Below are 24976 nucleotides of genomic sequence, written 5' to 3'. Positions count from 1 at the left end.
TCTGTTGCTTGGCACCGCGAGTATTCGTCACTATCTGGCAAACGTGCGCTGGACGTACAGCACAATGTTGAACGGCTGCCCCTTAGCTCAAGCGTCGGCTATTTGGCTTGCTCGGCCGTGTTATGGATGGCCTGGCCGCCCTTCGAAATGTCTTCGCCCGCACCCGCAATGGTGTTGCAGCCCGCGAGGAGAGCGGTACAGGCGATCAGAAACAGAGCAATGAGTCGCGTCATGTTGTCCTCCTTTCACAGATTTTTGGCGGCGGCAGGCGGGGGCGAGCCGGCACATGTATGGGCGCTGCGCACCTATCCGGGCCAGTGCAGATCCTCCGTACGAGTCTGATCGTAGGCGAGACGTTGGCCAACTACGGCGTCGAATCCACGCTCGCTTCGCAATCCCGCCTGAACTGTGGCACGAATGACCGCTGCACCTGGCCGCTGCTGCTGAGCTGGCGTTTGGACGAACGGCCGATTCAGGCTACCTTGCTCTGAATGCAGCACAGGCGATGATGCCCCCTGATCGCCATCAGAAGCCAAGCGGCGTCGCCCCCTTAAGGTGTGCAGGGCACTCCAGGAAGCCGGGAATTGGCGGACCCGGAAGTATTCTCGCGACAGGTCTGTAGCTCATGAAATCGAATATCGATTCTGCGGACCGCCGACATACTGCTTCTTTGCGATTTCGAGAACCTTTTCGCGTAACTCGTCAAAGGCACCAAGCACCGACCGCTCGTCGGATCCAACGCCAGGTTGCAGATTTCTGAGCATGGCGTCGTCGACCATGAAGGTGATTTCGCGCGAATTGTCGTACCCCCAGAAACACACGCAATGTCGGGAGGCATCGTAGCTACGGCTGGGGTTGGGAAATTGAAGCACGGCAATCAGCTTTTCGCGCACACGGCCGAGTAGCGCCACTTACTGGCGTTGGAGTCGATTGTGGCGTAAGCGACGCGTCTTTTCTCTGCTCTCAGAGCATCCGCTGTGTCGAGTACATGAGCACGCATCCTGCGTTCGACGGCGTACTCGCTCTCGCTGCCAATGGCAGCCGAAGCAGGTTTGAGTTGCGATCGCATGATGGTGCCCCGAAGCTGGAGGTCGCTCATGGGCGACCAATGTCTCCACTGTATACCCTTTGGCTGGCAGCGACGTCTTTATTTACCTGAACCCCCTGGAGTTCAGTTTTCCGAAACGTTTAAACATGTCGACCCCGAAGAATTCGCTCGGACGGCGACCGCCGTATGTAGCCGACACCATTCGATTGACCACCAGTTGAGCAGGTGTCGGCTGCTCAGCACCGATCGCCTCTCATCAAACGAAATGAAAATGACCCAGAAACTGATTGCCAATATGTTGGGCGTGCGCGGATCCGGTGTAACCGGGGCCGCACTGAAACTGCAGGAAGCTGGTCTGATCCGCTACAGCCAAGACCCCATCGAGGTATTAGACAGAACGGGACTCGAAAAGCGTGTGTGCGAATGTTACGGCGGAGTGAAGCGCGAATTCGACCGGCTGTTACCCGCTTTGAAAGCGCTATAGAGATGGCGTGAGCTTGTCTCGGCGCAATTTCAATTTCATGCAAGGGTCAGGATGGCTAGCAAAGACAAACGAATGACCGCTGTGTGGCCGCTTTGCGCAGCCCCATGACATCACTGAAACGGCCTCTACGAGTCGAGTGCCGTCAGTGCCGACGGCCGCAGCCCGGCCAGACGCAACCGGTGGGCCGGAGACGAAGCGGTTCTACCTAGTGCGGCTTGAATATGCCGCTTTTGTCCGAGTACCCGCGTGGCCAGGTCATCTTTCACCTGCACTTCGATAGCAATCGAACCCTCATTCCGGCCTGTTGAAGACGCCCGCTTCGAGATCTTTCGTGAAGTGTTGTAGCCAATCGCTTTCGTCGCCGATCACGTATTCCTTCGTAACCTGCGTCGATAGCCGGGCTATCGTGACGTAGCCCTGTAGACCAAGGTTCTCGTCACCTTTCGGGTCCGTCGTATCTGTTTCCAGAAGAGCGAAATCGCCTTCTGCCAAACCACTGCGCGCCAGGGTCGCTAGAAAGTCTTTGTGTTCATCCGGTTCGATCAGTCGCATGTTCGGCCCCCTTGTGTTCAACGGAGACGTCGTGGAGCCCTATCGTTACGAGGACCGACGACACCCGCTCAAGTGTGGAAATCTGCGCACCGCACCCATGAGGTACGCGTCGTAATCGCCACCGTATCGGTGCTGTCAGGAAGCCAGCGTCATTATTGCTTGCCGTTCTATCGCTTAGGCCCTTTCATGCTTTCCGACTCCATGGCCGCATTCCGTTCCTCGCTCGCCTCGATGGGTTCCATCGCTTCGTCAACCGACGCCATTGCGCGCTCGGCGGCAGCTTTCGTTTCGTCTGCCGGGGCATCGAATTCGTCGTTGCCGTCACCCGGGGGCTGCAGCATGTCTTTGAGCATCGCGTTTAGTTCAGATGTATCCCACGGCAGGCCACGCTGCGTTCGGACCTTTATGTAATGTCTTACTTCCGCGTCCTGTTCCGCGGTAAGTGGCAGCCCTCGGAAGGTGCTTGTAGGGTCAGAGTTTGTCATGGCTTTCTCCTGCTTCGATTGCTCTTTCAGTGTAGCCCCATTGCAACCATGAAAGCCGTAATAGCAGGGCGCTTGTGCCCGCTCTTGAAAGGGACCGGATGCTGTGGCAACGACAGGCAGTACAGGTTCTGATTGGCATTGTTGCCGGTGTCCTCGTCGGACATTTCTACCCTGACATCGGTTCTCAACTTAAACCACTCGGTGACCTGTTCATCAAACTGATCCGGATGCTGCTTGCCCCGATCATTTTTGCATCTGTTGTTGTCGGCATTGCGCGCATGAACGACCTTCATGAGGCCGGTCGCGTTGGCGTCAAGGCGGTCATTTACTTCGAAATTGCCTCAACGATTGCTCTCGCGGTTGGCCTTGTCGTCGTGAACGTCATCAAGCCGGGCAGTGGTATGAACATTGACCCCGCGCACATCGACAGTTCGTCCATTTCTACCTATACCCATGCGGCACAGCAGCACGGGATGCTTGAGTTCTTCATGAGCATCGTTCCGAACAGCATTGTCGGAGCGTTTGCGAATGGAGACATCCTGCCCATCATCTTCTTTTCGCTTCTGCTCGCAATCGCTCTCGCCAGACTTGGGCCCCGCACTGCGCCGTTCGTCGACATGCTCGACATGTTCCTCCAGGGCATGTTCGGTGTCGTGCGAATCGTGATGTACGTCGCGCCCATCGGTGCCTTTGGCGGCATGGCCTTTACCATCGCGAAGTACGGCATTGGCACGCTGGCATCGTTCGGCCAGCTGATGCTGTGCCTTTACCTGACCTCGATCTTCTTCGTGGTCGTTGTGCTTGGCCTGGTGAAGCGGATGAGCAGATTGTCGCTGTGGAAGTATCTCCGCTACATCAAGGACGAAATCTTCATCACGCTCGGTACAGCTTCGACTGAAGCGGTGCTCCCGCAGATGCTTATCAAAATGGAGAAGCTGGGTTGTTCACGGCCCGTAGTCGGGATGGTGTTGCCTACGGGCTATACCTTCAATGCCGACGGTACGGCGATCTACCTGACCATGGCCTCAATGTTTGTTGCGCAAGCGATGAATATCCACCTGACGATCTGGGATCAGTTGCTGCTTCTCGGCGTGTTGCTGCTGACATCCAAAGGGTCCGCGGGTGTAGCCGGAGCCGGATTCGTCGCGCTGGCTGCCACGCTGGCCTCGATGCATAAAATCCCCGTGTCTGGACTAGTGCTGTTGCTAGGCGTTGATCGCTTCCTCAACGAGGCCCGCGCGGTGACGAACCTGATCGGCAACGGAGCTAAAGTCGAAACTGGTGTACGAGGGAGTTGAGGCGGGAAGTTGAAGGCGGTGGCGGTTTCAGCTGAGAATCTGATTGTCGAAGTCGGAAACCAGCGAACAACAAAACCATCCACCATGAGCAAGTTTACGGAAAAAAAGGTCATCGGTCTATCGGGTGTCAGTCTCGGCCTGGACGAATTGGTCCGTCAAGGGGCGCGGCAAGTGATTCAACAAGCGGTTGAAGCGGAGCTGGCAGAACTGATGGAGCGGTTCGCGAACGTCAAGACCATGCACGGTCAACGCGCCGTGGTGCGCAATGGCTATTTGCCGGAACGCGAGGTGTTGACGGCGGCCGGGCCGATTGCGGTGAAAGTGCCGAAGGTGCGCGATCGCTCGGGATCAGGCGTGAAGTTCAATTCCTCGATCGTGCCGCCGTATGTGAGGAAGTCACCACGTGTGAGCGCCGCGCTGCCGTGGCTGTATCTGAAGGGCATTTCCACTGGCGACATGAGTGAGGCGCTGAGCGTGCTGCTGGGCGACGATGCCAAAGGTTTGTCGGCAAACGTGGTGAGTCGCCTGAAAACACAATGGGCCGACGAGCATGCCAAGTGGAGCCAGCGTGATCTGTCGAAGTCCCGCTACGTGTATTGGTGGGTTGACGGCATTCATACCGGTCTGCGTAGTGAGCACTCGGACGGCCAGTGCCTGCTGGTGATCATCGGCGTGAGGCCGGATGGTCGCAAGGAGCGTGTGGCAATCGGCGACGGGTATCGCGAGTCGAAGGCGTCCTGGCAGGAGTTATTGCTCGATCTGAAGTCGCGTGGCTTGCAGTGTGGTCCGCTGCTGGCCGTCGGCGATGGCGCAATGGGTTTCTGGGCCGCATTGGAAGAAGTGTTTCCTGCGACGCGAGGCCAGCGCTGCTGGTTCCACAAAATGGGCAACGTCCTGAATGCACTGCCGAAGTCACAGCCAAAGCAGATCTGCAGGCGATCTGGATGGCCGCCACGCGCACCGACGCGTATGCCGCGTTTGACCGTTTCGTGACGGTCTACGCGGCGAAATATCCGAAGGCAACAGAGACGTTGAAGAAGGACCGGGAAAGCCTGCTGGCGTTTTACGACTTCCCGGCCGAGCACTGGCAGCATTTGCGCACCACGAATGCGATTGAATCGACGTTCGCGACGGTGCGCCACCGTACGACGCGCACGCGCAACTGCGTGTCGCGACCAACCTTCCTTGGTCTGGCATTCAAGCTGATCGAGGAAGCTGAGAAAACCTGGCGCCGCATTAACGGCCCCGAACAGATCAAGCTGCTGCTGAAGGGCATTGCCTTCAGGGACGGCGAACCGGTGCAAGACGATCGACCGGTTCAGCAGAAACTCGCCGCCTGACGTCGCCGGCCATCAACTGCCCATACACCAGACTTGACCTTATCTCCTGCACTTGCCGGAGGACGTCTTGTCGTCGTTGGACAAAATCGGTTCCGGGACGACGCAAGCCTAGCTCGGTCGTGTGGCGCGACAGGCCAATCATTGCTAACCCGGTCATTCGACGAGTTGGCCCGGTCTATCGAGGCAGAACTGTATCTGTCTCAGTGGCGGCTCATAGCGATAATGGGGTACATCGTTAGCAATGTCGTTAATAAACCGAGGAACCCAATGAATCGCCGCTACGTTACCGCTGATGTATTCACCGACGAGAAATTCAAAGGCAATCCGGTCGCGATCGTACTCGATGCCGCTGGCTTATCAACCAGTCAGATGCAGGCAATCGCAAGCGAGTTCGCTTACAGTGAAACGACATTCGTGTTGCCTCCCCGCGATGCCGCCAATACTGCCTGGGTGAGAATTTTTACGCCGAGCCGCGAGATACCCTTCGCCGGACACCCGAACATCGGCACGGCATTTGTGCTCGCCGCAAAAGCGGCGTCCGGTCGGGATCCGTTGCCAGATCTGCTCGTCTTCGAGGAGTTAGCCGGCCTGGTTCCTGTCAACCAGCTGAAGGAGGGTGGGGCCGTGGTCGGCGCTGAGCTTATTGCGCCGGAACCGTTGGCGCGACTGTCACATGTCACCGCAAGCGAGGTGGCCGCGTGTCTCTCACTCACCCCTGACGACGTCCGGACCGATGCTCATCCGCCCCAGGTCGCCTCTGTTGGCCTTCCATTCCTCGTCGTTGAACTTGCTTCACGCGATGCTCTACGGCGGTGTGTGCCGAATCTCGTGGCGTTCAGAGGCTTGCTTCCGATTGACGGTGCCGTGTCCATCTACGCCTATACGCGCGATATCGACCACGCAAGCCCCGGAACTCACTGTGACCTGGAGGCGCGGATGTTCACATCGCGCATGACGGAAGACCCGGCCACGGGCAGCGCGACAGCGGCAACGGCGGCACTCATTGCTCAGATCCGGGGTTTAGAGGAACTGTCGTTGTGCGTCGCCCAAGGCGTGGACATGGGGCGCCCGAGCATCCTGTTCGCGAAAGTGGATACGCATGGTGGTCATGCAAGGGTGCGTGTCGGCGGCAAATGCGTTAGCGTGATGGAAGGGGCGTTTCAGCTCCCGGGCGACCACTAGTTAATCGTTGGCCAGCGTCCGCTATCGAGAAAGTCGAGCGTCTCTTGCGGGGCGGCTACGGCCTGCCGCGTCGGGTGAGCATTGTCTTTCTCATTTGATCCCTCTTTTTTCCTATTCCGCAAAGACTTCCTGCAATGTCCGCAGCGTGTCCAACAACGTTTTATCGGCCACAGAGCCTTCTTTCTTTACCAAGCGCGCTTTATCTACTGCGCGAATCTGATCTAGCAGGATCAAACCCTGTTTGCCCTTGAACGTCACTGGAATCCGAAAGGGCGCCGAGCGGCCCTTCGAAGTCATCGGTGCGACGATAGCTGTCCGCAAGTGGTCGTGCATTTCAGGGGGCGAAACAACAACACAAGGTCGCGTTTTTTGAATCTCGCTGCCGAGCGTCGGATCGAGCGCGACTAACCAGACCTCCCCGCGCACTACCATGCAAGCTCCGCGTCGTCGGCGTTCGGGAATTCGCCCATCACCAGCGCATCGTCGCCACTCTCGGCAAGAGCCTTGCTCGCTACCGCCCAGCCTTCGCGGCTCTTATGCCTCGGGCGTCGCAGCACAATCGCGTCGTTTTCGACTTCCATTTCCACTTCGTTCTCCAGTCCCAATTGCGCAAGGACGGGCTTCGGAATCAGTACGCCCTGCGAATTTCCCATTCTGCGAATCGTCGTTCTCATAGACCCCTCCCAAAAAAGTAATAACAATGTTATCCCTAAAAAAGCAGAAGTGTCAACACAATGTTATTACTTCCCACCATCCAGGTCACGTCTCCGCAATTAGCCCGGCGGCGGTCCGTTGGTAAGCAACTCGTGAGGGCCGTTCTGGCCGGTTGATTGAGGTTTTGGGTAATTTGGTGTCCCCCAAATTATTGCGCACACCAAAGTGGACAAGACGTGGGACGAGCGCGCCGCAGGCGGCGTATATAAGCGGCCGAACTTCCCGGCCGAGTTCAAATGGTCGTGATGTGATGGACGACTCTCGCCGGTCAGCATCATTCAGAGCAAGGTTCGTGAGGTTAGTGCCGTATATGCCGCCGCGTGTGGCGTGTGAGACCTATGCCGGCTCTGGCGACCTTCAGACGGTCGAGTTCGCGCTGCCTTACGTCACTGATAAATCGACCCGACAGCGCCAGGACAATGGCTGCTTCCTACCGTTGCGGACCACTCCGGCCGGCATACCGTAACAGGCTGTGCGGTGACTGGCGCGGCTTGCTCTTCGGTTCGCGACGCCGGTTCATGTGACGGCTTTGTCGCGGTAAGAAACGAGGGGTGAGCGAGATCGTTATGCGAAGTACAACTTATGTTGCGAAGCCGTAGAATCGATCGGCGGCGCGCGGATGGGTTCCGTGAACCCATTTCATCTACCCATCCGCAATCGTGCGCGCCAGTTCGATGCCGGCCTTGTCTACGGCGTCAATCCCGACAATTTCCCGGCGGGCAGAATCTCGGCGACCTCGCGCCACCACCGCTCGCCTCGGTGCGGCGCGGCCAGATCCAGCCGCTCTCCCATGCGCGGCGTCGCGAGCGGAATGCCGTGCGCGGCGGCGAGCCCCATCACGCGCTCGAACGGTTCCTGCCAGCGATGCATTGCCAGATCGAATGTGCCGTTGTGGACCGGTGTCAGCCAGCGGCCGCGCAGATCGAGGTGCGCCTGTATGGTTTCGTCGGGCTGCATGTGGACGTATGGCCATTGGGCGTCGTAGGCGCCCGTTTCGAGCAGCGTCACGTCGAATGGACCGAGCCGCTCGCCGATGGTCCTGAAACCGTCGAAGTAGCCTGTGTCGCCGCTGAAGAACACGCGCAGATCGCCGTCGACGATCACCCACGAGGCCCACAAGGTGCTGTTGCCGTCGAAGAGACTGCGGCCGGAGAAATGCTGGGCCGGCGTCGCTGTCAACGCCAGACCGTCGATCTCGACCCCTTGCCACCAGTCGAACTGGCGGACCTTCGACGCATCGATACCCCACTCGATCAGCCGGTCGCCAACGCCCAGCGGCGTCAGAAATACGCTCGTCGTACGGGCTAGCGCGAGCACCGTCTCGCGGTCCAGGTGGTCGTAGTGGTCGTGCGACAGAATCACGCCGCGCAGCGGCGGCAAGTCGGCGAGCGCAATGGGCGGTGCATGAAAACGCTTTGGACCGAAGCGCCGGAACGGCGATGCACGTTCGGCGAAGACCGGGTCGGTCAGCCAGAACTGTCCGCGCAGTTTGAGCAGCATGGTCGAATGCCCGAGGCGATACAGGCTGCGATCAGGCGCCGCTTCAAGCTGTTCGCGCGTCAGCGCATCGACGGGCAGGGTGCTGGCCGGCGCAGTGCCGTCCGGCTTCCTGAACAACACATTCCACGCGATGCTCAAGGTCTTGCCGATTCCTTCGGCGGGACGCGGCTTGACGTTGCGAAAGCGCTCGCCGTCATGCTGAACTGAGGAGTCGAACAATTCGCGCCCGCGTCGCGCTGCTGTCAAGCCCAAAGCGCGGTGGATAGAAGCGGTGAACGATGTCATGTAAGCCGTCCCGAAACGGAAAGTAGACTGTGGAGTGTAGTTTGTTATCGAGAAAAGTAAACCGCCTGGTGTAAAATTTAGTGATGAATACCCGTGCCAGTCCGCTACGCCTGACCGATCGCAAGCGCGCCGCCGTAATTGGAGCGGCCATCGAGGAGTTTCTCGCCGCCGGCTTCGACGCGACCAGCATGGACCGCATCGCCGCCCGCGCGGGCGTTTCGAAGCGTACCGTCTATAACCATTTCCCGAGCAAGGAAGCGCTATTCGCGGCGATCCTGCGGCAGTTGTGGGACTCGAGCGACACCGGCGAGGCACCCGCTTACTCCGACTCTCAGCCGTTGCGCGCGCAGTTGCTCCAGTTGCTATTGAAAAAGCTGAGCCTTTTGAACGACGAGGCATTCCTGTCGCTCGCGCGCGTTGCGATCGCGGCAGGCATTCATTCGCCTGAGCGCGCGCGCGACATGGTGGCCCGCATGGGCGAGCGCGAAGAAGATTTGACTGTGTGGATACGTGCGGCCGCTGCTGCTGGCCGCCTCAAGACATCGGACCCGATGTTCGCCTCGCAGCAGTTGCAAGGCCTCGTGAAAGCGTTCGCTTTCTGGCCGCAGGTGACGATGGGGCAGCGTCCCCTCAGCAAAGCCGAACAAAAGCAGGTCGCGGAATCCGCTGCCGATATGTTTCTCGCACGCTATGCGTGAGTAGTGTGTGAGCGGACGCGGCAATCCGGCGCAACAGCGCCCCGCAAACGGGATTACACTTCAGCCGCATATCAGGCCGCGGGCACAGCGGCCACAGGAGACGTAATGGACCTCTTCATGTCGATGGAAGCGTTCGTGAGGGCCGCTGAAGCGCAGAGCTTCGCCGGTGCCGCGCGCCAGTTGGGCGTCGCCAAATCGGTGGTGACCTCGCGCGTCAAACAGCTCGAAGACCATTTCGGCGTGCCGCTGTTTCATCGTTCGACGCGGGCCGTGCGCCTGTCGGAACTCGGCGAGACTTACTACCGCGAATGCGCCGAACTGGTCAACAAGGTTCACGATCTGTCCGGACGTTCGCGCGGCGATCCGCAAGCGCTGGCCGGTACACTCAATGTGCACGTGCTGCCGGGCTTCGCGCTCGGGCATTTTTCGCAGACGCTGATCGAATTCCGCGCCGCGTACCCACGCGTGGAATTCGTCGTAACTGTCAGCGACCGGGTCATCGATCCGGTTCAGGAAGGCTTCGATCTGGCGCTGCAGATCTATCCGCCGGCGTCGAACCTGCTGGTCGAGCGGCGTCTGTTTCCAGTGCGCGGCGTGCTATGTGCAGCGCCCGGCTACCTGAAGGAAGAGCCGCTGATCGAAACGCCGCTGGATTTGCTGCGGCACGACTTCGCCCGCTATTCGTACTACCCGTGGGGCGACAAGTGGCCGCTGATGCGCGGCAACGAGTGCTTCGAAATCGCGCTGAACCCGGTGCTGAAAACCAATAGCGTGCATCTGCTGCTGGAGTTCGCGCGAGCCGGCGCGGGCGTGGTTTATTTGCCGACCATGGTCGCCGCCGCCGATCTGCTGGAGCATCGCCTCGAACGCGTGCTGCCGGAGTACGCGGCGCCGCCGCTGTGGCTGTCGGCGGTGTATCCCGCCTCGCATCGCTCGACCACCAAGGTCAAGGCTTTCGTCGACTTCCTGCGCACCCGCTATCTGCGCGAGCCGCAATGGGACAAGGCGCTCGGCATTGCGCCGCCGGACGACGAGACCAAAAGCGTCGGCGAGGAACTGGCCGAAGACTGAGCTCAGCCGGACCCCCGTCCGCCCGGGTTCGCCGCCAGGTAGTTTCCCTGGCGGGATTTTGCTGCACTCAGGGTTCGCGTTTCCCGACCCTCGGAACATTGCTGTTGCGCCTGGCGCCACTTAATCTTCGATGCAAGCAACGCACATTCGTAGATCAACTGGAGGCAGACATGCAACAGACCTGGTTCGGCAGCCTGGACAACTATCGGAAGGGCTCCATCGAAATCATCAAGGGCAAACCGGAGCATTACGCCATGTCGAATGTGTTCGACGTGGCGAGCCGCGCCGAGCCTTATGAGAAAGTCGTCGTCGGCAAGAATCTCAAGTATGTGATCGAGACGCTGCGCGCGGAAGGTTCGTCGCCGTGGTTCGCTGCGTCGCATGACGAGTTCGCGGTCGTGCTCGACGGCGAGATCGACGTCTACTTCATCAAGCCGTCGGACGGTCCGCTGGTCGATGCGCAGACCGAAGGCAGCGTGCGGCTCGAAGGCCAGCCGGCGGGACAGTCGATGGGCTACGTGCGGCTGCGCCGCGGCCACCAGGCGCTGCTGCCCGCGGGCGCCGCCTACCGCTTCGAAGCGGTGAAGAAGGGCGTGCTGCTCGTGCAGACGATCCTCGGACGCTATTCGGTCGAGAAGTGGGCCGACATCTGCATCCACTGATTCCCGCTACACGATCGATCCTCTTCTGGAGCCCGTCATGGACAAAGCCAGTACCCTGCAAAACGTTACCGCGAGCGAGGCCGATCCGGTCACCGGCTATCGCGTGTTCCGCCTCGGCGATTTCGAATTCAGCCGCGACGCCTATTTCGCCACCGTCAAATGGCCCGCCAAAGGCCAGATCCGCTCGCACCAGATGCACGCCGACGACTTCCTGCGCGCGATGATGCGCGATGTGGCCTGGGGCTTCTTCTACGGCTGGGTCAACTTCGACGAAGTGATCGGCACGCGCAATCACTACGGCAAGGTCGACATGTACGCCGGCGCGTATAACGCGAACTTCAAGGAAGCGGGTGTCGACCACATGCAGCAGTTCGACACCCCGCTCATCATGGCGACCTTCAAGGCGATTCTGAAGGACTGGGTCAACGAAGGCTTCGATCCGTTCGCCGCACCCGAAGAAACCGGCTCCGCATTCGGCACGAAACACGGCGACAACATCGCCGCGATCGAGCGCACGCGGATCGCGACCCGGCGCATGCCGGGCCTCGAAGGCGACTCGCCGTTGCGCGACGATCTGCCGGTCAACCGCCAGTTCGCCGACGTCGACCAGGATGAACCCGAGATTCACGCGCAGCCCGGCTTCGAGAACGCGCTTCATGCGTTCAGCCTCTTCAAGTATCTGTCGCGCTCGGACGTAACGTGGAATCCGTCGGTCACTTCCGTGTGTCAGCAGAGCCTGTTTTGTCCGACCACCGAGGAATTCGTGCTGCCGGTGTTTCATGGCAACGACCGCGTCGAGTGGTTCCTGCAACTGTCCGACCAGATCATCTGGGATGTCGCGGATAAGGACAGCGGCGAGCCGCGTGCGCGCATCACGATGAACGCGGGCGATATCGCCGCGATGCCGGCCGACATTCGCCATAAGGGCTACTCGCAGAAGCGTTCGATGCTGCTGGTGTGGGAAAACGCCACGCCCGATCTGCCCAAGCGCTACGAAAGCGGCGAACTGCCGCCGTATCCGATCCAGATGTAACTCGCCGGCATTCCCCCCGATCGTCGATCGAACGGCGCCGGACTGCCGGCGCCGCGGGGGATGTCACGTCCAGGTTTTACTTGCGCGGGACTGATATGCAAACGCAACTCTTCATCGGCGGCCGCTTCGTGCCGGCCGCCAACGGCGAAACGCTCGCCTCCCTCAATCCGCACGACAACTCGGTGATCGCCGAAGTTGCGATGGCCGGACCCGCCGATGTCGACCGCGCTGTGCAGGCTGCGAAAGCGGCGTTTCCGAAGTGGAGCAAGCTTGCCGCGATGGAGCGGGGGCGCCTGCTGCTCAAACTCGCCGACGCGATCGAAGCGAACGCCGACGCGCTCGCACGCCTCGAATCGCTCGACACGGGGCATCCGGTTCGCGACACGCGCAATCTCGACGTGCCGCGCACCGCGGCCACGTTCCGCTATTTCGGCGGCATGGCCGACAAGTTCGAAGGTTCGGTGATTCCGGTCGAGCAGGGTTTTCTGAACTACCTGACGCGCGAGCCGGTGGGTATCGTCGGGCAGGTTGTGCCGTGGAATTTTCCACTGATGTTCACGAGCTGGAAGATGGCGCCGGCGCTCGCGGCGGGCAACTGCGTGATCATGAAGCCCGCCGAACTCACGCCGCTGTCGAGCCTCGCCATCGCGGAACTGATGGCTGAAGTGGGCTTTCCCGAGGGTGTCGTCAATATCCTGCCGGGTCTCGGTCATGTAGCCGGCCAGTACATCGCCGAGCATCCTGAAATCAGCAAGATCGCCTTCACCGGCTCGACCGCGGTGGGCCGCAAGATCGTGCAGGCGTCGAGCGGCAATCTGAAGAAGGTGCAGCTCGAGCTCGGCGGCAAGGGCGCGAACATCGTGTTCGGCGACGCCAATATCGACGCCGTCGTGCAAGGCTCGGCGTTCGCGATCTTCCACAACCAGGGGCAGGCGTGCATCGCCGGCTCGCGGATGATCGTGCATGAATCGATCGCCGATGAAGTGCTCGAGAAGTTCACCGCGTTGAGCCGTACGATCCGGATCGGCAATCCGCTCGATCCACTGACCGAAATGGGCCCGCTCACCTCGCGTCAGCACCGCGACCGCGTGCTGTCGTTCGTCGATGTGGCGCGTGAGCAGGGTGGCCGCGTGCTGGCGGGCGGCAAGGCGCCGGACGACGCTGCGCTCGCGAACGGCTGCTATGTCGAGCCGACCATCGTTGCAGCGAAGCCGGAGCATCGGGTGTCGCAGGAAGAGGTATTCGGTCCATTCATGACCGTCACGACCTTCCGCACCGACGAGGAAGCGCTCGCCATCGCGAACGGCACCGAATATGGTCTCGGCGCCGGCCTCTGGACCCGCGATCTGCAACGCGCGCATCTGCTCGCTCGCGAGATTCGCGCCGGCATGGTGTGGATCAACTGCTACAAGCGCGTGAGCCCCGCTTCGCCGTTCGGCGGCGTCGGCGCAAGCGGCTATGGCCGCGAGATGGGTTTCGAAGCGATGCGCGAATACACGCAGCCCAAGTCGGTGTGGGTCAACGTGGATGCGCAGATTCCGCCTTACTACCCGCGCTGAACCGCCATGAAACCTTTCATCTACAACGGCTTGCCGGCGCGCGTGATCTTCGGTGCGGGCAGTATCGACCAGCTCGATCGCGAGATCGGTTTGCTCGGCGCGACGCGGGCGATCGTGCTGTCCACACCGCAACAGCGTGGCCAGGCCGAAGCGCTGGCCGCCAGTCTCGGCGCGCGAGCGGCGGGCGTCTACGCCGAAGCCGTGATGCACGTGCCGGTCGAAACCGCTCGCGCGGCACGCGAGTTTGCGGCACAGGTCGGCGCCGATTGCGCGATCGCGATAGGCGGCGGTTCGACCACGGGTCTCGGCAAAGCGATCGCACTCGAAACCTCACTGCCGATCATCGCGATACCCACCACCTACGCCGGTTCCGAGATGACGCCGATTTACGGTCTCACCGAGGGCGGGCTCAAGAAGACCGGCCGCGATCTGCGTGTGTTGCCGAAGACGGTGATCTACGACCCCGCGTTGACGACGTCGCTGCCGCCGGGGTTGTCGCTCACGAGCGGTATCAACGCGATCGCCCACGCCGCGGAAGGGCTCTATGCGCAGGACGCGAATCCGATCATCAGCCTGATGGCGGAAGAGGGCATCCGTGCGCTCGGCGAGGGTTTGCCCCGCGTGATCGGGCAACCGGGCGATCTCGCCGCGCGTGGCGATTGCCTGTACGGCGCATGGTTGTGCGGCGCGGTGCTCGGCAGCGTCGGCATGGCCTTGCATCACAAGCTGTGTCATACGCTCGGCGGCACCTTCAATCTGCCGCACGCGGAAACCCACACGATCGTGTTGCCGCATGTGCTTGCCTACAACCGCGAGGCCGCGCCTGACGCGATGCAGCGTATTGCGCGCGCCTTGCACGCCGACGATGCCGCGCAAGCCGTGTTCGACCTCGCTCGCGATCACGGCGCACCGACCGCGCTGAAAGACATCGGTCTCAGCGCAAACGATCTCGACGTCGCGCTCGGTCTCGCGTTGAAGAATCCGTACTGGAATCCGCGGCCGGTCGAGCATGCGCCGCTGCGGGCGTTACTCGAAGCGGCTTTCGACGGGCGACGACCGGCTTAGCGCGCTCGATCCCATTCATATAAAAACTTCAGGAGACAACCATGGACGCACATTCCTTCGATGCGAGGCGCCGCCGCTTCGTCACACTCGCGGCAGGCGGCGTGTTCGCCGCCACGGCCTCGGCATTCTCGCCGCTGGTATTCGCCGCCGGCCCGCGCACGCTGAAAATCGGCTACGTGTCGCCGCAAACCGGCCCGCTCGCGCCGTTCGGCGAAGCAGACCGCTTCACGATCCAGCAGATGCAGACGGTGCTGAAAAACGGCATCGCGATCGGCGGCAAGACGTATCCGGTGTCGATCGTCGTCAAGGACAGCCAGTCGAATCCAAATCGTGCCGGCGAGGTCGCCAACGATCTGATCCTGAAGGACAAGGTCGACATCATGCTGGTGTCCGGCACGCCCGAAACCGCGAATCCGGTCAGCGACGCGTGCGAGCTGAACGAGCTGCCGTGCGTGTCGACGGTGGTGCCGTGGCAGCCGTGGTTCTTCGGCAGAAAGGGCGATCCGAAGAAGGGCTTTCGCTTTACCTATCATTTCTTCTGGGGACTGGAGGACGTGATCGCCGTCTACACCGGCATGTGGCAATCGGTGCAGACCAACCACAGCGTCGGCGGCCTGTTCCCGAACGACGGCGACGGCAACGCATGGGGCGACGCAAAGCTCGGCTTTCCGCCGGTGCTCGCACAAAAAGGCTTCACGCTGAAGGACCCGGGCCGCTTCCAGAGCATGACGCAAGACTTCTCCGCGCAGATTTCGTCGTTCAAGCAGGCGAACGCGCAGATCGTCACGGGCGTCGTGATCCCGCCGGACGCGAAGAATTTTCTGGTGCAGGCGCGCCAGCAAGGCCTGAAACCGAAAGTCATTTCGATCGGCAAGGCGCTGCTTTTTCCGACCTCGATCGAAGCGCTGGGCGATCTCGGCGAGGGCCTCTCCACCGAGGTGTGGTGGTCGCCGTCGCATCCGTTCAAGTCGTCGTTGACGGGGCAAAGCGCGCGGCAGCTCGCCGACGACTACGAACGCGTCACCTCGAAGCAATGGACTCAACCGCTCGGCTTCGCTCATGCGTTGTTCGAAATCGCCGTCGATTCGTTAAAGCGCGCGAAAGACGTCGATTCGAACGAAGCGATTCGCGACGCGCTGGCGTCGACGAAGCTCGATACGCTGGTTGGGCATGTCGCGTGGGGCAGTGGGCCGGTGAAGAATGTCGCGAAGACGCCGCTGGTGGGCGGGCAATGGCGCAGTGCACAAGGGGCGGGACAGAAGCATCGCTTCGATCTCGCGATCGTCAACAACCAGCTCGCGCCGAGCGTGCCGCTGTCCGGCCCGCTCAAGCTGATCGCGTGACTCGATAGCGGAGAGCGGCGATGAACCCAGTTCTCAGACTAACCGGCGTATCGAAGCGCTACGGCGCGCTGCAAGTGACCGACGACATCAGCTTCGCCGTCGAACGCGGCGAAACCTACGGCATCCTCGGCCCGAACGGCGCCGGCAAGACCACGCTGTTCAATCTCGTCAGCGGCGACGTGCGGCCCGATCAGGGCAGCGTCGAATTCGACGGCGCGGATGTGAACCACTTGCCGCCGCATCGGCGTTGCGCCGCCGGAATCGGCCGCTCGTATCAGGTACCGCGGCCGTTCGGCGGCATGACGGTGTTCGAGAATCTGCTGGTCGGCGCGACTTTCGGCGGTGAACTGGCCGAGCACGCCGCCTACGGCGTTTGCATCGACGTGCTCGAACGCACCGGCCTCAAAGCCCGTGCCAACCAGTTGGCCGGCACGCTCGGGCTGCTGGACCGCAAGCGCCTCGAACTGGCCCGCGCGCTCGCAACCCAGCCGCAGCTGCTGCTGCTCGACGAGATCGCCGGCGGCCTGACCGAGCCCGAAACTCACGAACTCGTCGACGAGATTCGCCGCGTCAAGGAGCGCGGCGTGACGATCGTGTGGATCGAGCACGTCGTGCATGCGCTGCTCGCGGTGGCCGACCGGCTGCTCGTCATCAACTTCGGCAAACGGCTGGCCGAAGGCCTGCCCGCGGCCGTGATGGACGACCCCGAAGTGCGGCGCGTGTATCTCGGACTGGAGGCATGACCATGTCGGCATTACTGGAGACTCGCGCGCTGAGCGCGTTTTACGGCGACTTCCAGGCGCTGTTCGGCATCGACGTGACGGTCGCGCCGGGCGAGGTGATCGCGCTGATCGGCTCGAACGGCGCGGGCAAATCGACCTTCCTGAAATCGGTGGCGGGTCTGCTGCGCCCGCGTGCCGCCGCACAGATCCTGTATCGCGGCGAGCCGATTGGCGGCGCGCCTGCGGCGGGCATCGTCGGCAAGGGCATTGCGCTGGTGCCGGAAGGGCGGCGCCTGTTCGCGAGCTTGAGCGTCGAAGAAAACCTGCTGCTCGGCGCGTTCTGCAAACGGCCGGGGCGCTGGAACCTGGCGGGCGTCTACGCGTTGTTCCCCGTGTTGCAGGAGCGCCGTCATCACGCGGCCACCGCGTTGTCGGGCGGCCAGCAGCAGATGGTCGCGATCGGCCGCGCGCTGATGAGCAATCCCGATCTGCTGATGTGCGACGAACTCTCGCTCGGCCTCGCGCCGGTGATCGTGCGCGAGATCTACGCGGCGTTGCCCGCGATCGTCGCGGGCGGCATGAGCGCGATCGTGGTCGAGCAGGACGTGCAACTGGCGCGCCGTGTGTCGTCGCGTTTCTATTGCTTCCAGGAAGGACGGGTGTCGCTGGCGGGCATATCGGCCGAGGTGTCGGACGAGGCGATCACGCAGGCGTACTTTGGAGCGGTGGCATGACTACGTTCATCAATATCGTCGTGCAAGGCGTGCTGCTCGGCGCGCTGTACGGGCTCTTCGCGATGGGGCAGTCGCTGGTGTTCGGCGTGATGCGGTTGACCAACACCGCGCATGGCGATTTCATCGTGCTGCTGGTGTTCGTGCTGTTCGCGTTGACGAGCTTCGCCCATCTGCCGCTTGCCGCGGCACTCGTGCTGCTGCTCGTGATCGCTTTCGGCGCGGGCTATGCGGTGCAGTACGCGATCCTCAACCGGGTCAGCAGCCGCGATCCGCTGCCTTCGCTGATCGTCACGTTCGGTTTGTCGATCGTGATCCAGAACGTGCTGCAACAGGTGTTCTCCGCCGATCCGCGTTCGGTCGCAACAGGCAGCTTCGAGTCGAAGAGCATCACGCTCGCGGGGGGCATCACGCTGGGCTATCTGCCGCTCATCACGCTGGCGGCGACGCTTGCGCTCGCCTTCGCGATGCAGTGGCTGTTCGGCCGCACGCCGCTCGGCCGCGCATTTCGCGCCACCTCGGACGACCGCGAAATCGTGCAGCTGATGGGCGTCTCGTATCGCCGCACCTATGCGCTGGCGATGGGCATCGCCTTCGTGCTGATCGCGCTTGCCGCCGCGCTGTATTCGATGCGCACCGCGGTCTCGCCGACCGACGGCCCGGCGTTGCTGCTGTACGCGTTCGAAGCGGTGATCATCGGCGGGATGGGCTCGTTCTGGGGCACCTGCATCGGCGGCATCGCGCTCGGCATCGCGCAGCAGGTGGGCTTTTATTTCGACCCCGGCTGGGGCATCTGGCTCGGCCACGTGGTGTTTCTCGGCGTGCTGGTGGCGCGGCCGCAGGGCTTGCTGCCCAAAACTGCATAGAGGTTCGACATGACCATGCAATTGAACATGCCCGCAGCGGGTTTCGAGGTTCGGCGCGCGACCCGTGCGAGCCGGGTGGCGGCGATCGTGCTCGTGATCCTCGCGCTGGCGGTGGCGAGCGCGCCGTGGTGGGCCGGGCGCGACGCGCTGCGCGACTTCGTGCAGCTCGCGTCGTATCTGGTGTTCGCGTTGATGTGGAACCTGCTGGCGGGTTATGGCGGGATGGTGTCGATCGGGCAGCAGGCGTTCTTCGGAATCGGCGGCTACGGCATGCTGATCCTCGCGAACTGTTGCGGCATCTCGCCGTTCGTCGCCGTACCGGTCGCGGCGCTGATTGCGACGATCGTCGCGATTCCCGTATCGCTGGTGGCGTTCCGGCTGGAAGGCGGCTACTTCGCGATCGGCACATGGGTGATCGCGGAAGTGTTCCGGCTGACGGTGGCGAACGTGTCGGTGCTCGGCGGCGGCTCCGGCACGAGCCTGACCGCGCTGCAGGGCGTGCCGCGCGCGCTGCGCGAATCGCTGACGCTTTGGCTCGCGCTGGCCATCGTCGCGGCGGCGCTCGGGTTGCTGTATCTGTTCCTGCGCTCGAAAGCCGGCCTCGCACTGACCGCGATGCGCGACAACGCGGTGGCGGCCAGTAGTCAGGGCGTCGACGTGAAGCGCGCGCGGCTGATCGTCTATCTGGTGTCCGCGTGCGGTACGGCACTGGCCGGCGGCCTGTATTTCGTCGGCAACCTGCGCATTTCGCCCGATGCCGCGTTCTCGGTGAACTGGACCGCGTTCGGCATCTTTATCGTGATGATCGGCGGTCTCGGCACGCTGGAAGGACCGATCGTCGGCGCGCTGATTTTCTTCGTGCTCAATCAGTTTCTGTCCGACTTTGGCACCTGGTATCTGATCGGGCTCGGCGCGCTGGCGATCGTCGTGACGATGTTCTTTCCGCAAGGGCTGTGGGGCTTCGTGTCGCGCCGCTACGGCCTGCAATTGTTCCCCGTGGGCCGGCGCGTCGTATTTCCCGACGCCGGTCCGTCTCAGCAACCCTCGCCAGGCGGAGCGACCGATTCGCTCGACGCGCCGTCGGCGGCACATCGCGCATGAGGTCGATGATGAACGACGAAACCATCCATCCGCTTACCCAGAATGTGCTCAAGACGTTTGCCGGCTGCACCGATCCGCGCCTGAAGCAGATCATGACCGCGCTGGTCGAACACCTGCACGCGTTTGCCCGCGAAGTCGAACTGACCGGCGACGAATGGCGCCGCGGCATCGAATTTCTCACCGCCACCGGCAACAAGTGCAGCGGCATCCGCCAGGAATTCATTCTGCTGTCGGACACGCTCGGCCTGTCGATCATGGTCGATGCGATCAACCACGGGCACGAGGGCGACACCACCGAGAGCAGCCTGCTCGGCCCGTTCTATCGCGAGGGCGCCAGGAACGAAGCATTCGGCGCCAACATCGCGCGCACGGAAGGCGAACCGGCGCTGATCCACGGCCGCCTCGTCGACGAGCGCGGCGCGCCGGTGGCCGGCGCGCTGATCGAGGTATGGGAAACGGCGAACAACGGCATGTACGAAGGCCAGGACCCCGATCAGCCCGAAAGCAATCTGCGCGGCAAATTCCGCTCGGGGCCGAACGGCGAATACGCGTTCAGGACCATCAAGCCGACCAGCTATCCGATTCCGACCGACGGTCCGGTCGGAAAAATGCTGATGGCGACCGGCCGTCATCCGATGCGGCCTGCTCACGTTCACTTCCTGATCGAGGCGCCCGGCTACGAAACGCTGACCACTGCGCTGTATTCCGCCGGCGACCCGTATGTCGAATCCGATGCGGTGTTCGGTGCGAAGCCGTCGCTCGTAATCGACTACGTGCCGAACGATAACGCGGCAGCCGCCAAAGAGTGGGACTTGCCGAGCCCGTTCTTCGAGGTCCAGCGCGACTTCGTACTGTCTGAACGGCGTGTATGAGGAGGCAAGGCGATGAACGTGGCGAGTCCCGAATCTCGGGCGGGCTTCCTGTGCGCGCTAGGCGACATTCCTGACGGCGGCGCGCTTGAAATTGCCGCTGAGCAATCCGGCGCGCCAGGCGTCGTCGTGTTGCGCCGCGGCGACGAGGTCTGGGCCTATCGCAACATGTGTCCGCACTTTTCGATTCCGCTGAACTACGAGCCGAACACCTTCTGGGCCTACGACGCCGAATTGCTGATGTGCGCGCATCACAGCGCGATGTTCCGCTTCGAAGACGGCTTGTGCATCGATGGCCCGTGTGAGGGCGCGGCGCTCACGCCGGTCGCCATTCGCATCGAGCAAGGGCAAATATTCAACAACGAATGGAGGAGATAGGCATGAAGAGAACGAAGCCAAAGCGGCTGGCGATAGCGGGCTGCACGTTTGCGATCATCGCGCCGGGCATCGCAAGCGCGCAAAGCAGCGTGACGCTGCAGGGCGTGATCGATGCGGGTGTCACGTATGTGAACAACCAGCATGGCGGCGCCGCGACACTGTTCGACAGCGGCGTGCTGTCACCGGATCTGCTGACCTTCAAAGGCAGCGAAGACCTGGGCGGCGGCAACAAGGCGATCTTCGAACTGACGTCGCAATTCGATCTGGGCAACGGCGCGACGATTCCAGGTGCGGGACAGATTTTCAACCGCACGGCCCTGGTCGGACTTGCCAACGACCGCTTCGGCTCGCTCACATTCGGCAACCAGTACGACTTCATGTTCGAGACGCTGACGCTCGGGCTCTATGACGGCGCGTTCCTGTTCGGCGGTATCTACGATTTTCGTCAGGGGCCGTTTACCGCACTCGGCGTGCCGAACAATCCGACCGGATCGTTCGATTTCGACCGGATGGCGGGCGCGACCCGCGTGGCGAATTCGGTCAAGTACCGCAGCCCGGATATCTCGGGTTTCACGTTCGGCGCGCTCTATGGATTCGGCGGCGTGCCCGGCTCGTTCTCCTCCGACTCGACGATGAGCTTCGGCGCGAACTATGCGAACGGTCCATTCGGAGTCGGTGCGGCGTATGTCGAAGTGAAGTACCCGCAACTCGGCAACGGTCACGACGGCATTCGCAATTTTGGTTTTGGCGCGCACTACAACTTCGGTAGCGTGCTGGGGATGTTGCTGTACACGAACACCAAAAATACCGCGAGCGGCGCGAGGATCGATGTGTACAAGGGCGGCGCGTCGTGGACGATCTCCGGGCCGTGGACGCTCGGCCTCGACTATGCGTACATGAAAGGTAACGACGTGCTCCTGAACAACAAGGCGCAACAGATCACGACGGCGCTGCAGTACAGCTTTTCGAAGCGCACAACCGCGTATGTCGAAGCGATCTATCAGCGCGCGAGCGGTGATGCGGCCGTGACGCGGGCGTGGATCAATGGCTTGCTGCAACCGGACGGCGCGGCGAGCAACCGGTCGCAGACGCTCGCGCGGATTGGTTTGCGCACGAGTTTCTGAGGTTTTGTTGAACAAGGCCGCGCAGCAGAGAGCAGATGGGCGGCGCGTTAAGCGCCCGACCTGCTCACTTTCGTCAGCGGCTGAGGGGGCAGATGTGAAAACGACAGTCTGCTTCCCGTCAACTGCTCAGGACCGGCCGGGTCCAGCGATAGACGATTTAAATACTGTCGGAGTCTCTGCTGCGTCGGCCTGGTAGAACCCGGGGAAACGTTCGAACTGCCGTTTCGCGTCGGCCGGATCGACACCTTCTTTCAGCACTGCGCTCGAAAACCCGGTTCTTTCCATCTGCACGAGCTGGTCTATCAGGACGTCGCCCGTCGCGCGTAAATCGCCCTTGAAGCCGAGCCTGCGGCGCAGGAGATAGGCCTGACTGTACGCGCGTCCGTCGGTGAAGTGTGGGAAGTGCAGGTCGATGCGCGCCAGCTGTTCGATCTGCCCGGCAAGTGCCGTCGGGTCAGCGTCGTTGGCGAGCTGAACAGGGTTCGTGACGCCGTCGGCGAGATGCTCTGCCGTCGTCAATATTCTCAGGCGAATACCGTTTGTGTTTGTCACCGGGACGCCTCCGCCTTTCGTCGAGCGTCGTTGGCTGCGACTTTGAACGGTTCCAGTCCGACACGCTTCAACGTTTGAATAAACGTCTCCCGTGTTCCGCCGGTGTTTCGAATATCGCGGTAGGTGGCGAGAATCGCCTCGATAACGTCAGGAACCTCGGATGCGGAGAATGACGGGCCGATGACCTTTCCAGCCTGGGCGGCGCCGCTCGATTGCTTGCCGTCCGAGCCGCCGAGGGTCACCTGGTACCATTCCTGACCGTCCTTGTCGACGCCGAGAATACCGATGTGACCGCTGTGATGGTGACCGCACGAGTTGATGCAGCCGCTGATGTGCAGATCGACTTCGCCGATGTCGTCGAGTTCGTCCAGGTCCTGGTATCGTTCGGTAACGGCCTGCGCAACGGGAATCGAACGTGCGTTGGCGAGGGCGCAAAAATCGCCGCCGGGGCACGCAATCATATCGGTGAGCAGATGAACGTTCGCGCTTGCCAGGTCTGCGTCGCAAGCGGCTTTCCACAGCGGGAACAGGTCGTCGACATGGACCCACGGCAGCACGATGTTCTGCGTATGCGTGATGCGCGCTTCACCTGCGGAAAAGCGCCCGGCCAGGTCGGCGACGATATCGAGCTGATCGGCCGACGCGTCGCCGGGTGCCTGAAAGAGGCGTTTGAACGACAGCGTGACAATACGCATCGCCGGATGTTTGTGGTGCGCGACGTTGCGCTGCAGCCAACGGCCGAAACGCGGATGGGCCTGCGCTTGCGCACGCAGGCCTGAACTGACGGTCTCGTCGCTCCGGTGTATCCGGCTGTTCAGGCCGGGTGGCACGAACGAGGCACTGACGCGGTCCAATTCGGCTTGCGGGATGGTGTGCGGACCACCGTCGCGTTCGACTATCTGGCGGAACTCCTCGTCTACCTCGTCGATATATCGTTGACCCTCGGCCTTGACCAGAATCTTGATGCGAGCCTTGTATTTGTTGTCGCGCCGGCCGTAGCGGTTGTAGACCCGCACGACCGCCTCGATGTAGTTCATGATTTGATGCCACGGCAAAAAGTCGCGCAGCACGACGCCAAGCATGGGCGTGCGGCCCATCCCTCCGCCTGCTGTCACCCGAAAACCCAGCTCGCCTGCGTCATTTTTTTGGAGCCGCAGACCGACATCGTGCCAATCCGTCGCGGCCCGGTCCTCGGTCGCGCCGGTGATCGCGATCTTGAACTTGCGCGGAAGAAACGCGAACTCGGGATGCAGCGTCGTCCACTGGCGCATGATTTCAGCAAATGGCCGCGGGTCGGCAATTTCATCGGGTGCAACGCCTGCGCGTTCGTCGCAGGAAATGTTGCGAATGCAATTGCCGCTGGTCTGAATGCCATGCATGTCGACGCTGGCGAGCAGGTCCATCACGTCCGCTGACTTCGATAGGGGAATCCAGTTGAACTGGACGTTGGTGCGCGTGGTGAAATGCGCGTAGTGCGTCGGCAAGTGGGGGGTCCCGAGCTTCTTTTGTGCTTCGCAGGCAAGCCGATATATTTCGGCCTCGGGCTCATCGTAGTCCCGCGCAATCCGGGCCAGCATGCGCAACTGCGCGCTCGACAGTTCTCCGTATGGGACGGCCACGCGCAGCATCGGCGCGTGCCGTTGCACATACCATCCGTTCTGAAGACGGAGTGGGCGAAAGTCGTCTTCGCTGAGTTTCCCGGATTGCCAGCGCTCGAGCTGGTCGCGAAACTGCGCAGCGCGGCTGCGCACGAATGATTTGTCAAACTCGGTGTACTGGTACATGGTCCGGGGCGTCTGCGGCCACACTTCCGATGGAACTCGACGTCGTGAAGCCAGGCTTGGTCAGTGGCCAAAGATAGAGGCAACGGCGCTCGCCGAACAGCAGCAGATACCGACTAAAACGCGCTAGCAGATGGCGAGCGAGGTCGCAGCTGCGCAGCCGGCGGCAGCAGCAGGGGAGACTGCTGCGCCGGAATTGTTCGCAACTGCTGCTGTTTTGCGCGGCCTGCCCGGCTCAAACTACGGCATGAGATGAAGCAGTCCTACCTTGGGAGGTGATGCCATGAACCTGTTGAAAATGACGCGAATCGTGCTGTGGAGTTTCTTTGGCGTCCGCCGGGGCGCTTCGCATCAGAGCGACATGGCGGCCGTCAAGCTGCCCCTGTTGCCGGTAGTCGCAGTCGTGCTCGCCGGCGGGTTTGGCGCGACGCTGTTTGCCCTCGCGAAACTCGCGGTCAACGTCGCACATTGAGAGTGCTGGGCATGCGGCAGGCAGGCGCGCCGGCAGAGACAAGCGGTCTGTCACGCGTGGC

Annotated in this window: 25 protein-coding genes and 3 pseudogenes; 19 read left to right on the top strand and 9 right to left on the bottom strand. The window is 61.9% G+C overall.

Going from position 1 to position 24976, the window contains the following annotated elements; genetic code table 11:
• Window positions 1–98: 98 nt before the first annotated feature.
• Together DLM46_RS28200 and DLM46_RS28190 are read right to left on the bottom strand one after the other, a co-directional pair.
• Window positions 99–233 carry an entericidin A/B family lipoprotein gene (locus tag DLM46_RS28200; protein ID WP_115105822.1) on the bottom strand — a complete coding sequence of 45 codons (135 nt, stop codon included), beginning with the start codon at window positions 231–233 and terminating at the stop codon, window positions 99–101.
• A gap of 390 nt (window positions 234–623) precedes the next feature.
• A complete protein-coding gene (locus tag DLM46_RS28190) occupies window positions 624–911 on the bottom strand; it encodes a DUF1488 family protein (protein WP_115105817.1) in 288 nt (95 codons plus the stop codon).
• A gap of 315 nt (window positions 912–1226) precedes the next feature.
• On the opposite strand from DLM46_RS28190, the pseudogene DLM46_RS28180 reads away from it, so the two are divergent.
• A pseudogene (locus DLM46_RS28180) lies at window positions 1227–1532 on the top strand (helix-turn-helix domain-containing protein); the annotation flags it as partial.
• A gap of 291 nt (window positions 1533–1823) precedes the next feature.
• Here the strand turns inward: DLM46_RS28180 and DLM46_RS28175 are convergent.
• Together DLM46_RS28175 and DLM46_RS28170 are read right to left on the bottom strand one after the other, a co-directional pair.
• The gene (locus DLM46_RS28175) at window positions 1824–2084 is read right to left on the bottom strand and encodes a transcriptional regulator (protein WP_115105812.1); all 261 of its coding nucleotides are present in this window, start codon (window positions 2082–2084) and stop codon (window positions 1824–1826) included.
• A 167-nt stretch (window positions 2085–2251) separates the two neighbouring features.
• The gene (locus DLM46_RS28170; protein ID WP_115105810.1) at window positions 2252–2569 is read right to left on the bottom strand and encodes a hypothetical protein; all 318 of its coding nucleotides are present in this window, start codon (window positions 2567–2569) and stop codon (window positions 2252–2254) included.
• A gap of 98 nt (window positions 2570–2667) precedes the next feature.
• On the opposite strand from DLM46_RS28170, the pseudogene dctA reads away from it, so the two are divergent.
• The 3 genes and pseudogenes from dctA to DLM46_RS28155 form a co-directional block, all read left to right on the top strand.
• A pseudogene (gene dctA, locus DLM46_RS28165) lies at window positions 2668–3834 on the top strand (C4-dicarboxylate transporter DctA); the annotation flags it as partial.
• Window positions 3835–3951: 117 nt separating this feature from the next.
• A pseudogene (locus DLM46_RS28160) lies at window positions 3952–5207 on the top strand (IS256 family transposase).
• Between the two features lie 267 nt (window positions 5208–5474).
• Window positions 5475–6389: a PhzF family phenazine biosynthesis protein gene (locus DLM46_RS28155; protein WP_115105899.1), complete on the top strand. Its 915-nt coding sequence runs from the start codon at window positions 5475–5477 to the stop codon at window positions 6387–6389.
• Window positions 6390–6500: 111 nt separating this feature from the next.
• Here the strand turns inward: DLM46_RS28155 and DLM46_RS28150 are convergent, their stop codons facing one another.
• The 3 genes from DLM46_RS28150 to DLM46_RS28135 all read right to left on the bottom strand — a co-directional run bounded on the left by DLM46_RS28150 (window position 6501) and on the right by DLM46_RS28135 (window position 8888).
• A complete protein-coding gene (locus DLM46_RS28150; protein ID WP_115105806.1) occupies window positions 6501–6821 on the bottom strand; it encodes a type II toxin-antitoxin system PemK/MazF family toxin in 321 nt (106 codons plus the stop codon).
• Window positions 6815–7063, bottom strand: coding sequence for an AbrB/MazE/SpoVT family DNA-binding domain-containing protein (locus DLM46_RS28145; protein WP_115105804.1), 249 nt, complete (start codon window positions 7061–7063; stop codon window positions 6815–6817). Before DLM46_RS28145 ends, DLM46_RS28150 begins: the two co-directional genes overlap by 7 nt.
• A gap of 727 nt (window positions 7064–7790) precedes the next feature.
• Window positions 7791–8888, bottom strand: coding sequence for an MBL fold metallo-hydrolase (locus tag DLM46_RS28135; protein WP_115105801.1), 1098 nt, complete (start codon window positions 8886–8888; stop codon window positions 7791–7793).
• Between the two features lie 83 nt (window positions 8889–8971).
• Here DLM46_RS28135 and DLM46_RS28130 point away from each other — a divergent pair, with 83 nt between their 5' ends.
• The 14 genes from DLM46_RS28130 to DLM46_RS28065 all read left to right on the top strand — a co-directional run bounded on the left by DLM46_RS28130 (window position 8972) and on the right by DLM46_RS28065 (window position 22110).
• Entirely contained in the window at window positions 8972–9586 is a 615-nt protein-coding gene (locus tag DLM46_RS28130; protein ID WP_115105798.1) for a TetR/AcrR family transcriptional regulator, read from the top strand.
• Between the two features lie 105 nt (window positions 9587–9691).
• Entirely contained in the window at window positions 9692–10657 is a 966-nt protein-coding gene (locus DLM46_RS28125) for a LysR family transcriptional regulator (RefSeq protein WP_115105795.1), read from the top strand.
• Between the two features lie 170 nt (window positions 10658–10827).
• Window positions 10828–11319, top strand: a complete 492-nt coding sequence (locus DLM46_RS28120) for a cupin domain-containing protein (protein ID WP_115105793.1) — start codon at window positions 10828–10830, stop codon at window positions 11317–11319.
• Window positions 11320–11356: 37 nt separating this feature from the next.
• Window positions 11357–12352 (top strand): hydroxyquinol 1,2-dioxygenase, encoded by a 996-nt coding sequence (locus DLM46_RS28115; RefSeq protein WP_115105790.1) that lies wholly within the window; start codon window positions 11357–11359, stop codon window positions 12350–12352.
• 95 nt (window positions 12353–12447) lie between these two features.
• Window positions 12448–13911 (top strand): aldehyde dehydrogenase family protein, encoded by a 1464-nt coding sequence (locus DLM46_RS28110; RefSeq protein ID WP_115105787.1) that lies wholly within the window; start codon window positions 12448–12450, stop codon window positions 13909–13911.
• Between the two features lie 6 nt (window positions 13912–13917).
• Entirely contained in the window at window positions 13918–14976 is a 1059-nt protein-coding gene (locus DLM46_RS28105; protein WP_115105784.1) for a maleylacetate reductase, read from the top strand.
• A gap of 41 nt (window positions 14977–15017) precedes the next feature.
• Window positions 15018–16319: an ABC transporter substrate-binding protein gene (locus DLM46_RS28100; protein ID WP_115105782.1), complete on the top strand. Its 1302-nt coding sequence runs from the start codon at window positions 15018–15020 to the stop codon at window positions 16317–16319.
• 20 nt (window positions 16320–16339) lie between these two features.
• Window positions 16340–17062 (top strand): ABC transporter ATP-binding protein, encoded by a 723-nt coding sequence (locus tag DLM46_RS28095; RefSeq protein ID WP_115105779.1) that lies wholly within the window; start codon window positions 16340–16342, stop codon window positions 17060–17062.
• 2 nt (window positions 17063–17064) lie between these two features.
• Complete coding sequence (locus tag DLM46_RS28090) at window positions 17065–17775, top strand: ABC transporter ATP-binding protein (protein WP_115105777.1); 711 nt, start codon at window positions 17065–17067, stop codon at window positions 17773–17775.
• Window positions 17772–18638 (top strand): branched-chain amino acid ABC transporter permease, encoded by an 867-nt coding sequence (locus tag DLM46_RS28085; protein WP_115105775.1) that lies wholly within the window; start codon window positions 17772–17774, stop codon window positions 18636–18638. The genes DLM46_RS28090 and DLM46_RS28085 overlap by 4 nt, the downstream gene beginning before the upstream one ends.
• A 9-nt stretch (window positions 18639–18647) precedes the next feature.
• Window positions 18648–19739: a branched-chain amino acid ABC transporter permease gene (locus DLM46_RS28080; protein WP_244306397.1), complete on the top strand. Its 1092-nt coding sequence runs from the start codon at window positions 18648–18650 to the stop codon at window positions 19737–19739.
• Window positions 19740–19744: 5 nt separating this feature from the next.
• On the top strand, window positions 19745–20611 hold the full coding sequence (locus DLM46_RS28075; protein ID WP_425274020.1) for an intradiol ring-cleavage dioxygenase: 867 nt from the start codon (window positions 19745–19747) through the stop codon (window positions 20609–20611).
• Window positions 20612–20623: 12 nt separating this feature from the next.
• Window positions 20624–20986 (top strand): Rieske (2Fe-2S) protein, encoded by a 363-nt coding sequence (locus DLM46_RS28070; RefSeq protein WP_115105770.1) that lies wholly within the window; start codon window positions 20624–20626, stop codon window positions 20984–20986.
• Window positions 20987–20988: 2 nt separating this feature from the next.
• Window positions 20989–22110 carry a porin gene (locus DLM46_RS28065; protein ID WP_115105768.1) on the top strand — a complete coding sequence of 374 codons (1122 nt, stop codon included), beginning with the start codon at window positions 20989–20991 and terminating at the stop codon, window positions 22108–22110.
• Between the two features lie 126 nt (window positions 22111–22236).
• On the opposite strand, the gene DLM46_RS28060 is transcribed toward DLM46_RS28065, so the two are convergent.
• Both DLM46_RS28060 and DLM46_RS28055 read right to left on the bottom strand, forming a co-directional pair.
• Entirely contained in the window at window positions 22237–22662 is a 426-nt protein-coding gene (locus DLM46_RS28060; protein WP_208866341.1) for a DUF934 domain-containing protein, read from the bottom strand.
• Entirely contained in the window at window positions 22659–24446 is a 1788-nt protein-coding gene (locus tag DLM46_RS28055; protein WP_115105766.1) for a nitrite/sulfite reductase, read from the bottom strand. Before DLM46_RS28055 ends, DLM46_RS28060 begins: the two co-directional genes overlap by 4 nt.
• Before the next feature lie 280 nt (window positions 24447–24726).
• On the opposite strand from DLM46_RS28055, the gene DLM46_RS28050 reads away from it, so the two are divergent.
• The gene (locus DLM46_RS28050) at window positions 24727–24915 is read left to right on the top strand and encodes a DUF2970 domain-containing protein (protein WP_115105763.1); all 189 of its coding nucleotides are present in this window, start codon (window positions 24727–24729) and stop codon (window positions 24913–24915) included.
• Window positions 24916–24976 lie beyond the last annotated feature (61 nt).

Source organism: Paraburkholderia lacunae (genome assembly GCF_003353175.1).
Classification (GTDB): Bacteria; Pseudomonadota; Gammaproteobacteria; order Burkholderiales; family Burkholderiaceae; genus Paraburkholderia; species Paraburkholderia lacunae.
Note: the sequence above shows the minus strand (reverse complement) of the source record. Positions and strands in the feature narration are given on the sequence as shown.